Genomic DNA, 12,826 nt, shown 5'->3' on the forward strand with positions numbered 1-12,826 from the left:
GGGCCGGTGACGCCTCAGGTGATCGTTCTCAACGGCGGGTCCAGCTCCGGGAAGTCCACGCTCGCACGCGCCCTGCAAGCGGCGCTGGCCGAGCCATGGCTGACCTTCGGGGTGGACGACTTCGTGGACGCGCTGCCCGCGTCCCTCATGGAGTCGGCCGAAGGCATCTCCTTCGCACCCGACGGCGGCGTCTCCGTCGGCCCCGCTTTCAGCGCGCTGGACGCGGCCTGGGTCGCCGGCATCGCCGCCACCGCCCGTGCGGGCGCGCACGTCATCGTGGACGAGGTCTTCCTGGGCGGCGCGCACTCCCAGGCCCGCTGGGTCCGCGCCCTCGGCGACCTCCCCACCCTCTGGGTCGCCGTCCACTGCGCCCCCGCCACCGCCGCGGCCCGCGAAGCCGCCCGCGGCGACCGCACCCCCGGTATGGCGGCCCTCCAGTCCACCCGGGTCCACCAGGGCGTCACGTACGACCTGTCGGTCGACACCACCCACGCCGACCCGTCGACCCTGGCCCGCACGATCGCCGCCGCCGCAGCATGAGCCGTAGGGAGCGGAAGGCCCGCCGTCTGCTCGTCGGCGACGACACCTACCTGTGGTCGGTCGGCCACACCCACCGCCTGCCGGAGGGCGGCGGCTACGAGGACTGCACCGAGTCCGTCACCCTGCGCCGGTACGGCGCCCGCGGCCGCCTGCACATCGCCTTCGCGTCCGCCCCCGGCCACTACGTCCCCGACGGCATCCTCGAATCCGGCGCCGTCGGGACCGACGAAGGCTTCCTCAACCTCTACGAGCCAGGCACCGCCCGCGCCCTCCTCGACACGGCCCTCGCCCATGGCTGGGACCCCGACGACCCCACGACCACCGCCCTGGACGGCTGGACCCTCTTCCCAGCCGTCCACACCCACCGCACGGCCGAAAGCTGAACCCTCGCCACCCCGCCGTGCTGCAGCGCAGTCCTCTTCGGTCCGCGCCGGACCACCTGCCGGCGGCGGGCTGGTGCGGGGCGTGGCTGCGGGGCGGGGGCGCGGGGCGGGCCTAGCCTGGTGGGGTGATCAATGGTGCGCACGTCATCATCCAGAGCCGCAACGCGGAAGCGGACCGCGCCTTCTTCCGGGACGTGCTGGGGTACGCCCATGTCGATGCGGGCGGTGGCTGGCCGATCTTCAAGCTGCCACCGGCCGAGGCCGCGGTGCACCCGACGGACGGCCCGGCGGCGCACGAGCTGTACCTGATGTGCGACGACGTCGAGGCGACGGTGGCGGACCTGACCGCGAAGGGCGTCGACTTCACCAAGCCGCTCACCGACGCGCGCTGGGGCCGGGTGACCGGTTTCCGCCTGCCCGGCGGCGCCGAGGTGGGCCTGTACGAGCCCCGCCACGAGCGCGCCACCAAGCTGTGACCCCGCCCTCCCCCGGAGCACTGAGGGGGCGTCTCAGCGACTGAGGGCGGTGGGGGTGAGGTCGAGGGGGAAGGGGACCGGGGTGGTCAGGTGGTCGCGGTGGACGCCGGTCGCCACGTAGTCGCGGGTGGTGTCGTCCAGCTCGTACGTGTGGATGACCGGCAGGCCCTGCTCGTCCTCGATACGCCACAGGTGGCGGATGCCGGCCTCGGCGTAAAGGCGGGGCTTGTAGCGGCGGTCCCTGTCCTGCGACTCGGCTGACACGACCTCGACCACCAGCGCCACGTCCCCGGGGAGGAAGCTCGTCCGCTCCGGGTCGTACGGCACGGACGCCGCGATCACGTCGGGCTCGGGGCGGGTACGGCGGCCGAGCGTGACGGTCATCTGCGCCTCGACCGTCCACCCCTCGGGGGCCACCGCTTCCAGTGCCGCGGTGAGCCTGCGGATGACCCGATCGTGCCAGCTGCTCCGCGGGGTGAGGGTGAAGGTCAGCGCTCCGTCGAGCAGTTCGACGTGCCGCGGCGCGTCCGGGGGAAGCACATCGAGGTCGGCCGCTTCCCAACCGCCGGCCCGCGGCGGGTCCATCCACTGCGGCACGGCGCTGCTCACCTCTCCCCCAACTCGGTCGACGCCAGGATGCCACCACCCGCTGGCCGCGGGGGCTAAGGAGGGTGCCCTTGCGCAGGGCGGTGCTCTTTAGGGGCGCGGGGAACTGCGCGGCCAGCCCGCCACCGGGCGCGGGGGTTGTCACCGGACCGAAGGGGCAATTCCTGTCGAAGACGGACCACCGGCCGGTGGGGGCTGGTCGCGCAGTTCCCCGCGCCCCTGTGTGCTCGACCCGCCGCACAGGCGCCCTGCGGGCGTCAGCCGCACATCAGACGCAGCCCGCACCCCGCAGGGCGGGGGGTACCCCCGGAGGGTAATGTGCGGGGGGTGGAGTGGAAGTGGGCGCGGGTTGTGGCCGCGTGTGCCGTGGTGTGGGGGTTGTTCCTCATGCATGGCGCCCCTGCGAGCGCCGCGGAGGGTTGTCACGGCGGGCCGATGCCCGCCATGTCGGCCGCGATGACGCACCACTCCCCCGTGACGGCGGGGCACGGCGCCGCCGTGGACGATCCCGGGGCGCCCGGGGAGACCTGTGTGGCGACGGCGCCGCACGAGCGGGTGCAGTTGCCGGTGCCGGGCCTGGTGGCCGTCGTCGCACTGCTCGTGACGGCCGCATGCGCGCAAGCGCGTCAAAGGCGGCGCGGCCCGCCGCCAAGAAGCGGCCGGCCGCTTCTGCTCCAGGTGTGCATCGCACGGACGTGACGGACACGGCACCCCCGTGTCCTGTCCGCACGTCCGAAAGTCGAGTACCCCATGTCCAAGAACATCCGCTTCGCCCTGCTCGCCGCCGCGACCCTGGCGGTCACGCTGACCGCCTGCGGCCACAGCAGCACCCACTCCATGCCCGGCATGGACCACACCGCTACCGCCATGCCCGGCATGGACCACAACATGGCCCCCGGCACGGGCCTGTCCGCCGCGGAGGACGGCTACCGCCTCACCGCCGAGGCCGCCACCCTGCCTGCCGCCAGGCAGACCCCGTACCGTTTCACGATCACCGGCCAGAACGGCACCCCGGTCACCGACTTCACCGTCGAGCAGACCAAGCGCATGCACTTCTACGCCATCCGCTCCGACCTCACCGGCTTCCAGCACCTCCACCCGACCATGGCCGCCGACGGCACCTGGACCGCCGACCTGGCGTCCCTCACCCCCGGCGCATGGCGCATGTTCGCCTCCTTCACCCCGGTCAGCGGCAAGGACGTCGTCCTCTCGCTCCCGGTCACCGTGCCCGGCACGGCGGCGAAGATGCCGCTGCCCGCACCCGCGAGCAGCACGGAGGTCGACGGTTACGCCGTCACCGTCACGGGTGACCCCATGGCGGGCATGACCGGCCCGCTGAACGTCACGGTGACCAGGGCCGGAAAGCCGGTCACCGACCTCCAGCCGTACCTGGGCACGTACGCCCACCTCACGGCCTTCCACGAGGGCGACGCCGCCTTCGCCCACCTCCACCCGGTCACCGAGGCGACCGGCACCCGCGGCGGGCCGGACCTCGCCTTCCACGCCGACCTGCCCACGTCCGGCAACTGGCGGCTCTTCCTCCAGTTCCAGACGGACGGCACGCTCCACACCGCCGCGGTGACCCTGCCGGTGGCGTGAGCACGGCGGGGCGCCGCCCGGGTGGGCGGCGCCCCGCATCCCGTCGCTCAGACCTCGCGGGTCGCCGCGTACGCCAGGAACGAGGCCCATGCCTCGGGCGTGAAGGAGAAGCGGGGACCCTGCGGGTCCTTGGAGTCCCGGACGAGTATCGCGTCAGAGGACGCGGCGACCTCGACGCAGTCGTTGTTGTCGCTGCCGCTGTAGCTGCTCTTGACCCACGCAACCTCTACGCAGTCCGGGCCGTCGTTGCTGCTGTAGCTGCTCTTCGTCCAGGCCAGCCTGGGACCGGCTCCGGCAGAGGGCTTGAGGGTCATATCTCTCCCCGCACTTTTTTGATGAAGGCCAGCGACTCCCGTGGCGTGAGAGCCTGCGATCGGATGATCCCATACCTCAACTCAAGGATCTGGACCTCTCGCGGCTCGGAAATCAGGCGGCTGGTGAGCTGAGCTTCCGAGTAGCCGACCGTCGAGCCGTCGCCGAGTTTCAAGACGCGCAGCTCACCGCCCATTCCAGCGTGGTCCTCGCGGTCCGTCGGCATCACCTGGATCTCGACATGTCGTAACTTGCCGATTTCCAGGAGGTGGTCGAGCTGGCGTCGCAGCACGTCCTTGCCACCGAGCGGCCGACGTAGCGTCACCTCCTCCAGGACGAACGCCAGCGTCGGCGTGGGCTGCCGCTGGAAGACCATCTGGCGCGCGATGCGGCCTTCGACCTGCCGGTCGATCTGGTCCTCCGTGTACGTCGGCCTGCGCATGCCGAACAGCGACCGCGCGTAGTCCTCCGTCTGCAGGAGGCCGTGCATGTTGTGGTTGCTGTAGGCACCCAGCTCCACAGCCTCGGCTTCCAGCTTCGTCAGGTCGCGGACCTTCTTCGGGTACCGCGCCTCCGCGACGTCCGGCTTCATGGCCGCGAGGCGGCCACCCGCCTCCAGGACGCGGTCCGCGTTGTCGAGGAACGCGGGCTTGGGGACGCGTACGCCCCGCTCCACCTTGGAGACCATTTCCTCGCCGTAACCGATGGCGGAGCCGAACTCCGCCTGGGTGAGGCCCGCGGCCTCGCGCCATGCCTTGATCTGGCGGCCGACCGTCTTCATGACGCTGGTGGAGTCGTCCTCCAGGCCGGAATCCCAGTCAGGACCGTCCGCGCCGTCCGTCGTGTAGTTCCTGCCCTCGCCTATCGTCATCGCGGCTCCCGCGTGGTAGTTCTGTGCGTACTACGCACCGTAGACGCGGACATATGCGTACGTCAGGGAAACGCGTAATCTGTCACCCCACCCGGCGCGGGAGGTGACCCGTACAGACCCGTACAGGCGGGCGCGGGGGCGGCGGGGCAGCCGGACAACCGGCGGCAGGGCGGCCTGTGGTGCTGGTCACAGACGTGGCGGCGCGGCCACTCTCAGTCAGGTGAGCCAAGACATCCGTACCCATGAAGTCCCCGCGGACACGCGGAAGTTCAGCATGCTGCTGCCCAGTACCCGGAAGGGCGCCCAGCGGGCGCGGCGGGTGGCCGTCGCGCAGCTCGTGCGGTGGCGGCTGCCGTACGAGACGGCGGAGCACGTCGTCGCGGAGCTGGCCGCGAACGCGGCGCTGCACGGGCGGCTGCCCGGCCGGGATTTCCGGCTGGCGCTGTCGGCGACCGGGACGCGGCTGCGGATCGAGGTCACCGACGCGCGGGCGGAGCGACTGCCGATCGTTCCGCGACCGGTGGACGGAGACGCCGAGTCCGGCCGCGGCCTGCTCCTGGTCACGACCCTGGCCGACAGCTGGGGCGTGACGTCGGGGCCTTTCCCGGCGAAGACGGTATGGGCCGAGGTCGAACTGACCGGCCCGTGACACCCGAGCACTACGCAGCCCTGCGTGCCGTGGTCGCGCTCCTCGGCCCCGCCGTGCCCGGGGCGCTGGAGATCACCCGAGAGGGCATCGTGCATGACCCGCGCTCCCCCGGCGGCCCGCACGAGCTGACCGCCGCCCGGGTCAGCCGGCGGCTGGAGAAGGTCATGCCCGAGGGGCTGCTGGCGCACACCGGCACGCCGGACGTCGAGGACGTCCACGAGGGCGTGATGCGGCACCCGGACGTCATGGTGATCGCCGAGGCGGACATGGAGGTCGAGGGGTCCTTCGACCCCACCGCGCTGCCCGCCGCCATCGAGGTGGTGTCCCGTTCCAACCCCGACAACGACTGGGTCGGCAAGATGCGGGACTACCCGCTGCTCGGCATCCCGGTCTCCGTCCTCTTCGACCCCCGCACCGGCGAGGGCGCCGTCCTGTCGGACATCCACCCCACGCCCAACGGGCCGCGGTACGCGACACGTACCGACTTCGTCTACGGCGAGGACGTCACCATCGGCGCCTGGACGATCTCGACTGCGGACCTCCCCCGCTACCGCTGACCGGGGGACAGATCCGCCGCCCAGGTAGCGTCAGGTGCCGGATACCTTCGTGCAGGTGAGATGGCCGTTGACGGTCACGGAACCGCCGGAGGCATCGACGGCGCCGAGTTCCGTGCCGGCGACGGTGACAGTCCAGTCGCCGCCCTGCTTCGCGCCCGTCAGTCCGTCCGCGCCGAGCTTCACGAAGGTGTGCTTGTCGGGGGTGACCAGCGTGGCCATGCTCTCGGAGCCGATGTTCGCCACGAAGGACGGGACGGTGGACGCGGAGGTGTCGTCCGGGGCGGGCGCGTTGACCGCGACGAGCCTGCCGTCGAGGGTGGCGCAGCCCACGCTCGTCGTCACGTCGAAGCCGCCGCTGCGCGAGCCCGCGTAGTCCAGGCGGCCGTGGACGCCGCCGGAGCCCTGGCTGCTGGACGCGGATGCGGACTCCGACGTCGCGGGCGCGGCCGGCGCGCTCGCCTTGTCCTTCGGCTGAGCCTTGTCGTCACCGGACGACGACGAACACCCGCTCAACACGCCCACCACAGCCACCGGCAGCAGGATCCCCGCCAACACCCCTGCGAAACGCGACACTTCTCCCCCTCGTTCGCGGCCCCCTGCCGCATGCCCCACAGGCTATACGCCCCTGGCCGGCACCCTCCGGTCCCGGCCGTGGTGCGCCCGCCCGGCCCGGCGCTACGGGGCGTCGGTGCCGTGCGTCTTCGTGCAGGTGAGGTGGCCGTCGACGGTCACGGTGCCGCCGGAGCCGTCATCCGCGCGCAGCTTCATGCCGGAGACGGTGACCGTCCAGGTGTCGCCCTGCTTCACGGCGGACACGCCCTTCGCGCCGACCTTTTCGAAGGTGTGGTCGTCCGGGGTGATCAGCGTGGCGATGCTCACGTTGCCGGTGGTCGTGACGAACGACGGGACCTCGAACCCGGAGGAGTCCCCGTCCGCGTCGGGTGCGGTCACCGCCTTGAGATCGCCCGCGAGGATGCGGCAGCCCACGCTGCTCGTCACGTCGAAGCCGCCGGTGACCGAGCCGGTGTAGTCGATGCGGCCGCGTGCGCCGCCCGTGTCCGGCGTGGCGTTCGCGGACGCGGCCGGCGAGCTCGCCTCGTCCTTCGGCCGAGCCCCGTCGCCGCCTGACGACGACGAACACCCGCTCAGCGCCGCCACCACCGCCACCACCGCCACCAGCAGCAGCACCCCCGCCGACACCCCTGCGAAACGCGGCATTTCTCCCCCTCCCCCATCGCCCCGGGCGGGGCACCCGCACGCTACCGGACCCCGCCCGGGCGGATGCCACGCCCCTCCCCCATGTCCAGGAGGACTCAGGGGGTCATGCAGACCACGAAAGCGTTGACGTCTCGCGCCACGCTGTCGGTGTTCTTCACGCCGACGAACCAGTTGGACGGGCCGCCGTAGGAGGCGATGACGAACGGGTCGCCGCCGTTCTGGCTCGCGCCGCCCTCGGCGCCTCCGCCGCCGGTGCTGACCATGCCCGCCGGGCAGTCCGCTCTCGCGAGTCCGTACTGGCCCGCGCCGACCTTGATGTCCTCGCCCCAGTACTTGCCGACCGTCGCCCGCGTCGTACGGCCCTGGCCGCCGGGCCGGCCGGTGTCGCTGTCCTGCGCGGCGGCGATCGTGGCGCCGCTGACGGCGAGGACCGCCGCTGCCACCAGGACGGTCATCCTCAAACGCTGCATTTTCGACCTCACGTGTTTTCCGGTGAATTCCGTGCTCCCGGTATTTCCCGGACCCTTCGCGAGGTCGCACCGCGTCGGGCGGTGTCACCGTGGCGGATCAAGCAGAACCGATTCGCCGCGAGGCGAAAGGGTGAGGTGCCGCCCTGCGGTCAGAGCGGGTCGATGCGGGTCTGGGCGAAGGTGCGGGCGCCGTGCGCGTCGGTGACGTCGACCGTCACGCAGTCCCACGCCTCGACCGGCTCGTCCGGGATCTCCCCGACCTGGTAGTCGGCGGCCGCAAGGGTGCCCTCGGTGAGGCGCACGCCGGTCAGGCGCTCGGCCAGGGCGAGGGCCGCCGCCTTCGTGTCGAGTCCGGGGGCCGGGTCGCCGTCGGGGTCGAGGCCGAGGTCGGCGAGGTGGGCGTTGAGGGCGTCGGGCGTGGCGCCGGTCCTGTACAGGTGGCCCTCGAAGCTGGTGCGCAGCTCGCCGTCCTCGTACCAGTGGAAGAAGTGCAGCGGCTTGCCGCCGTTACCGGTGTGCGCGACGACCCGCGTGCCCGCGGACAGCTCGGCCCACAGCCGCGGGGTCATGGCCATGTCGCCGCCCAGCTCCAGCACCAGCGTCCAGTCGCCGCCCTCACCGGGCAGGGTGAAGGCCCCGACGAGGGCGGAGTCGTACAAGCCGCCGTCCTCGGAGAAGTCCCAGTAGGCGGCGGTGAGTTCGTCGCCGCCCGCGCACACCCTGCGCGCCTCCGCCGCCGCCCGCGAGAGCACCTCACCGGGGGTGACGCCCCGCACGAGTGTGACGGCGTAGCCGACGTCCAGGGCGAAGGCGAACAGTGACGGGGTGCGTATCCAGGCGTAGTCGGCCGCGGTGGCTGAGGTCATGGCGGCATCCTTCCACCGACCCCTGTCACTCCACCATGAGGTGCTCCCCGGACCGGCGGCCCGGCCCCCGGGACGGACCCGGGGGCCGGGCGGGGCTCACGCGGGACTCACGGCGTGGAGCAGGTGACGGTCGGGGCCGGGGACGGGGAACCGGACGCCAGGAAGCCGACGGTGGTCGAGGTGCCGGCGGCAAGGACGCTGTTCCAGGGGGCGCTGTGGATGACGACGCTGCCGTCCGGGTTCGTCACGACGGTGCCGTTCCAGGCCTGCGTGACGGTGACGCCGGTGAGGGTGACCGTCCAACTGGTCAGCGCCGTCACGGCGGTGACCGTGACGCCGGCCTGGTAGCCGCCCTGCCAGGAGTTCGTCACGGTCAGCGCGGCCGTGCAGGCGGAGCCGCCGGTACCGCCGGTGGACGTGGTACCGGATGTCGTACCCGACGTCGTACCGGAGGAGGTGCCGGACGACGTACCGGTGGACGTACCGGTGGACGTACCGGACGTCGTGCCCGTGGACGTGCCTGTCGACGTACCGCTCGACGTCCCCGAGCCGGGGGTCAGGAGGGCCGCCAGCGGCGGGTACCAGCGCGCCGCCATCTTCACGATGCCCGCGTCGTTCGGGTGCACCCCGTCGCCGGTGTCGGTCGCGTCGTCGAAGCCGGTCCACTGGTCCACGACCGTCACCGGGGACTGGGCGGTGCTCACGGACTTCGCCCAGGCCGGGATCTGCGCGTCGAAGTCGACCACGCGCTGCGCGCACTCCGGGCAGGTCGGCGGGTTCATCGGGATGATCTGCGCGACCAGCACCTTCATGTTCGGGTTGCTGTCGCGCATCTGGCCGACCATCTTCGTGAAGGCGGCCAGGATCTGCGCCGGAGCTATGTTGCTCCAGACGTCGTTGGTGCCGAGGTGCATCAGCACGATGTCCGGCGAGGTCGCCGACAGCCAGGCGGGCAGCTGGTTCTGGCTCGCGATGTTCGTCGCCAGGATGCCGCCATGGCCTTCGTTGTCGCCGTCGTAGGCCACACCGCAGCCCTGCGGCGGCAGCGTCCCGACGAAGTCGATGTTCGTGTAACCCGCGTTCTGGAGCTGGTTCCAGAGCAGGGCGCGCCAGCAGCCTGGCGAGCCGGTGATCGAGTCGCCGAGCGGCATGATCCGCACGGGCGAGGCAGCGGCCGCCTGAGGGGAGGCGGCGGCGGGCCGCGCCCCGCCGAAGGCGGCCAGGGCGCCGACGGCGAGCAGCAGCAGGGCGAGCAGCAATCTCGGCGCCGGCAGCGCGGGCCGCCGGACGGTGGGGGCTTCGCTGGACATGACCGGGTCCTTCCGGGTGGGGGAGCGCTCCGATCTATGGGAGCGCTCCCATAGACGTACCGAGCACGTCCCCGACCGTCAAGGGGGCGGCACGCGCGGTCGGAGCCGGGGGTTCGCCGGCACCGTCAGGGCACCGGCGGACGGCCGGACACCTCCGGCCGTCAGAACACGGTTGGTTTTACGGACAGTTGACAATTCGAACGCTTGTGGCCGCACCACGGCTCTGCGACGATCCCGGCAACGGGATCCTGCGGTGCCACACTGCAGTGAAGGTGGGGGATGAGCGTGCGGGGGCGCGTCGACTACGGGGTGGAGCCATGGGCTTCACCGCACTGATTCTCTTCGGCGGACCGGTTGCCGTCGGGGCAGTCGCCGGGTATCTCACCGGCGGCCGGCTGAACAGGCTGGCGGGTATACGGCTGCGACAGCTGTGGCTGGTATGGCTCGCTGCCGCCGTGCAGGTCGTCCAACTCGCCACGGCCCGGCTCCCCGGCGCCGCCGGACACCGGCTCAGAGGGCCGCTGCTCGCCCTGGCCATCGGTCTCGCCCTGCTGTGGCTGTGCGTCAACGCACTCGGCAGGACACGGCCGTTGCAGGCGGCGGTGGGGCTCGCGCTCACCGGCGCACTGCTCAACGCGCTGCCGATCGCGGCCAACGGGCGTATGCCGTACAGCCGTTCCGCCGCCGCCACGGCCGGTCTGCACGCCGGCGCGCAGACCGCCAAGAACGTGCCCGCCGGGCACAGCACCCATCTGCTCGCCCTCGGCGACACCATCCCGCTCGCGCAGCTGCACGCCGTCATCAGCGTCGGCGACATCGTCCTGGCGACCGCCGCGGCTCTGCTCGTCGCAGCCGCCATGCACCAGCCGGCCGACCCCGCACGAGAAAGGAACCCGCCATGTCCCGCACCTTCACCTGGCAACGCGTGATGGCGACCGCACTCACGCTCGCCTCCCTCGCAGTCCTCCTCTACACCCTCGGCGCACCCGAATACACCGGCGGCTGACCCGGCCCCTACCGATGAAGGAGTCCGCAATGCTCCGAGCTATCCCCTGGCAGCGCATCGCGCTGACCGCACTCACCCTGGCGTCCCTCGCCGTCCTGCTCTACACGCTCGGCGCCCCCAACTACGAGGGCGGCTGACCCGAGGAGTCGCAATGCTGCGAGCCATCCCCTGGCAGCGCATCGCGCTGACCGCACTCACCCTGGCGTCCATCGCCGTCCTGCTCTACACCCTCGGCGCCCCCGATTACGTCGGCGGCTGACCCCACCCTGCCCACCAAGGAGTCCGCAATGCTCCGAGCCATCCCATGGCAGCGCCTCGCGCTGACCGCACTCACCCTCGCCTCCCTCGCCCTCTTGCTCTACACCCTCGCCGCCCCCGAATACGACGGCGGCTGACAAGGAGTCCGCAATGCTCCGAGCCATCCCGTGGCAGCGCATCGCGCTCACCGCACTCACCCTGGCGTCCCTCGCCGTCCTCCTCTTCACACTCGGCGGCCCCGATTTCGGCGGCGGCTGACCAAGGAGTCCGCAATGCTCCGAGCCATCCCGTGGCAGCGCATCGCGCTCACCGCACTCACCCTGGCGTCCCTCGCCGTCCTCCTCTTCACACTCGGCGCCCCGAACTGGGGCGGCGGCTGAACCCGCCCTGCCCACCAAGGAGTCCGCAATGCTGCGAGCCATTCCCTGGCAGCGCCTCGCGCTCACCGCGCTGACGCTGGCGTCCATCGCCGTCCTGCTGTACACGCTCGGCGCACCCAGCTGGGGCGGCGGCTGAACCCGCCCTGCCCACGAAGGAGTCCGCAATGCTGCGAGCCATCCCGTGGCAGCGCCTCGCGCTGACCGCACTCACCCTCGCCTCCGTCGCCGTCCTGCTCTACACGCTCGGCGCCCCGGACTGGAGCGGCGGCTGACCGCCCACTTCTCAAGGAGTCCGCAATGCTGCGAGCCATTCCCTGGCAGCGCCTCGCGCTGACCGCACTCACCCTGGCGTCCGTCGCCGTCCTGCTCTACACGCTCGGCGCCCCCGAGTGGACCGGCGGCTGACCGAGGAGTCCGCAATGCTGCGAGCCATTCCCTGGCAGCGCCTGGCGCTGACCGCACTGACCCTCGCCTCCGTCGCCGTCCTGCTCTCCACGCTCGGCGCCCCCGAAATGACCGGCGGCTGACGCCGCCCCATCCTCTGAGGAGTCCGCAATGCTTCGCGTCATCCCGTGGCAGCGCCTCGCGCTGACCGCACTCACGCTCGCCTCCGTCGCCGTCCTGCTCTACACGCTCGGGGCGCCCGAGTGGATCGGCGGCTGAGCCGTCGGATCGAGCCCCACCCCGGCGGTGAACGCGGGGTGGGGACACCGCTCCTGCATCTTGATCAGGGCCGGGGCCGCTCGTAGGTTGACCGCCATGACCGACCTCGCAGACGTCGACTGGCCGCCGCCCGCACCGATCGCGACGCGGCGCCTGGTGCTGCGCGAGCCGGAGCGGCGGGACCGGGCGGCGATCGTGGACCTCTTCACGTCCGCGGAGGTGAACGCCTACCTGGGCGGGCCGCGCGAGCCGGCGGAGTTCGAGCGGGCGCTGCCCGCGGAGCCGCAGGGGCGGCCGGGGCTGTTCGTCGTCGCGCTCGACGGGGCCATGATCGGCATCGTGGACGTCAAACGGCACGATGCCGAGCGCCCGGGGCATGTGCGTCCCGGCGGCGAGGAACCCGAGCTGGGCTACATGTTCCTGCCCCGGGCGTGGGGGTACGGCTACGCAGCCGAGGCGTGCACCGCGGCGCTCGGCTGGATCGCCGAAGCCCTCCCCGGCGAACCGGTCGTGCTGTGCACCCAGACCGCGAACGGCCGCTCGCTGCGGCTCGCCGCGAAACTGGGCTTCACCGAGGTGGAGCGCTTCGAGGAGTGGGGCGCCGAGCAGTGGTTCGGCGTGTGGTCGCCGGCCCCGCTCCACGGCTGACCCCCCGGGGCGGT

The 12,826-nt window shown here is 72.1% G+C and carries 17 protein-coding genes; 9 read left to right on the forward strand and 8 right to left on the reverse strand.

What is annotated here, in order from left to right; genetic code table 11:
* The first annotated feature begins 6 nt into the window (after nucleotides 1–6).
* The 3 genes from cpt to JT723_RS12305 all read left to right on the forward strand — a co-directional run bounded on the left by cpt (nucleotide 7) and on the right by JT723_RS12305 (nucleotide 1,399).
* The gene (cpt, locus tag JT723_RS12295) at nucleotides 7–540 is read left to right on the forward strand and encodes a chloramphenicol phosphotransferase CPT (protein ID WP_251512352.1); all 534 of its coding nucleotides are present in this window, start codon (nucleotides 7–9) and stop codon (nucleotides 538–540) included.
* Nucleotides 537–923 (forward strand): hypothetical protein, encoded by a 387-nt coding sequence (locus JT723_RS12300; RefSeq protein ID WP_205044567.1) that lies wholly within the window; start codon nucleotides 537–539, stop codon nucleotides 921–923. The genes cpt and JT723_RS12300 overlap by 4 nt, the downstream gene beginning before the upstream one ends.
* 125 nt (nucleotides 924–1,048) lie before the next feature.
* Complete coding sequence (locus tag JT723_RS12305; RefSeq protein WP_205044568.1) at nucleotides 1,049–1,399, forward strand: VOC family protein; 351 nt, start codon at nucleotides 1,049–1,051, stop codon at nucleotides 1,397–1,399.
* Between the two features lie 33 nt (nucleotides 1,400–1,432).
* Here JT723_RS12305 and JT723_RS12310 read toward each other — a convergent pair whose 3' ends face one another.
* Nucleotides 1,433–2,008, reverse strand: a complete 576-nt coding sequence (locus JT723_RS12310) for a Uma2 family endonuclease (RefSeq protein ID WP_251512350.1) — start codon at nucleotides 2,006–2,008, stop codon at nucleotides 1,433–1,435.
* Nucleotides 2,009–2,356: 348 nt separating this feature from the next.
* On the opposite strand from JT723_RS12310, the gene lpqS reads away from it, so the two are divergent.
* On the forward strand, nucleotides 2,357–2,704 hold the full coding sequence (gene lpqS, locus JT723_RS36590; protein WP_504817929.1) for a putative copper homeostasis (lipo)protein LpqS: 348 nt from the start codon (nucleotides 2,357–2,359) through the stop codon (nucleotides 2,702–2,704).
* Nucleotides 2,705–2,755: 51 nt separating this feature from the next.
* The gene (locus JT723_RS12315; RefSeq protein ID WP_205044569.1) at nucleotides 2,756–3,604 is read left to right on the forward strand and encodes a DUF8832 domain-containing protein; all 849 of its coding nucleotides are present in this window, start codon (nucleotides 2,756–2,758) and stop codon (nucleotides 3,602–3,604) included.
* Between the two features lie 47 nt (nucleotides 3,605–3,651).
* On the opposite strand, the gene JT723_RS12320 is transcribed toward JT723_RS12315, so the two are convergent.
* Nucleotides 3,652–3,918 (reverse strand): DUF397 domain-containing protein, encoded by a 267-nt coding sequence (locus JT723_RS12320; protein WP_205044570.1) that lies wholly within the window; start codon nucleotides 3,916–3,918, stop codon nucleotides 3,652–3,654.
* Nucleotides 3,915–4,787, reverse strand: a complete 873-nt coding sequence (locus tag JT723_RS12325; protein WP_205044571.1) for a helix-turn-helix domain-containing protein — start codon at nucleotides 4,785–4,787, stop codon at nucleotides 3,915–3,917. Before JT723_RS12325 ends, JT723_RS12320 begins: the two co-directional genes overlap by 4 nt.
* A gap of 220 nt (nucleotides 4,788–5,007) precedes the next feature.
* Between JT723_RS12325 and JT723_RS12330 the strand changes: the two genes are divergently transcribed.
* Together JT723_RS12330 and JT723_RS12335 are read left to right on the forward strand one after the other, a co-directional pair.
* Entirely contained in the window at nucleotides 5,008–5,436 is a 429-nt protein-coding gene (locus tag JT723_RS12330) for an ATP-binding protein (protein WP_251512349.1), read from the forward strand.
* Nucleotides 5,406–5,993 (forward strand): Uma2 family endonuclease, encoded by a 588-nt coding sequence (locus JT723_RS12335; RefSeq protein ID WP_205044572.1) that lies wholly within the window; start codon nucleotides 5,406–5,408, stop codon nucleotides 5,991–5,993. The genes JT723_RS12330 and JT723_RS12335 overlap by 31 nt, the downstream gene beginning before the upstream one ends.
* Nucleotides 5,994–6,023: 30 nt before the next feature.
* On the opposite strand, the gene JT723_RS12340 is transcribed toward JT723_RS12335, so the two are convergent.
* The 5 genes from JT723_RS12340 to JT723_RS12360 form a co-directional block, all read right to left on the reverse strand.
* Nucleotides 6,024–6,524, reverse strand: a complete 501-nt coding sequence (locus tag JT723_RS12340; RefSeq protein ID WP_205044573.1) for a hypothetical protein — start codon at nucleotides 6,522–6,524, stop codon at nucleotides 6,024–6,026.
* Nucleotides 6,525–6,668: 144 nt separating this feature from the next.
* Nucleotides 6,669–7,211 carry a hypothetical protein gene (locus JT723_RS12345; RefSeq protein WP_205044574.1) on the reverse strand — a complete coding sequence of 181 codons (543 nt, stop codon included), beginning with the start codon at nucleotides 7,209–7,211 and terminating at the stop codon, nucleotides 6,669–6,671.
* A 95-nt stretch (nucleotides 7,212–7,306) separates the two neighbouring features.
* Nucleotides 7,307–7,666, reverse strand: a complete 360-nt coding sequence (locus JT723_RS12350; RefSeq protein ID WP_205044575.1) for a hypothetical protein — start codon at nucleotides 7,664–7,666, stop codon at nucleotides 7,307–7,309.
* Between the two features lie 164 nt (nucleotides 7,667–7,830).
* Entirely contained in the window at nucleotides 7,831–8,547 is a 717-nt protein-coding gene (locus JT723_RS12355) for a DUF6461 domain-containing protein (RefSeq protein WP_205044576.1), read from the reverse strand.
* Nucleotides 8,548–8,654: 107 nt separating this feature from the next.
* Nucleotides 8,655–9,857, reverse strand: a complete 1,203-nt coding sequence (locus JT723_RS12360; protein WP_205044577.1) for a GDSL-type esterase/lipase family protein — start codon at nucleotides 9,855–9,857, stop codon at nucleotides 8,655–8,657.
* A 317-nt stretch (nucleotides 9,858–10,174) separates the two neighbouring features.
* Here JT723_RS12360 and JT723_RS12365 point away from each other — a divergent pair, with 317 nt between their 5' ends.
* Both JT723_RS12365 and JT723_RS12370 read left to right on the forward strand, forming a co-directional pair.
* Nucleotides 10,175–10,786 (forward strand): DUF5317 family protein, encoded by a 612-nt coding sequence (locus tag JT723_RS12365; RefSeq protein WP_205044578.1) that lies wholly within the window; start codon nucleotides 10,175–10,177, stop codon nucleotides 10,784–10,786.
* Between the two features lie 1,474 nt (nucleotides 10,787–12,260).
* Nucleotides 12,261–12,812 (forward strand): GNAT family N-acetyltransferase, encoded by a 552-nt coding sequence (locus JT723_RS12370; RefSeq protein ID WP_205044579.1) that lies wholly within the window; start codon nucleotides 12,261–12,263, stop codon nucleotides 12,810–12,812.
* Nucleotides 12,813–12,826 lie beyond the last annotated feature (14 nt).

Source organism: Actinacidiphila bryophytorum, assembly GCF_016916835.1.
GTDB classification, from domain to species: domain Bacteria; phylum Actinomycetota; class Actinomycetes; order Streptomycetales; family Streptomycetaceae; genus Actinacidiphila; species Actinacidiphila bryophytorum.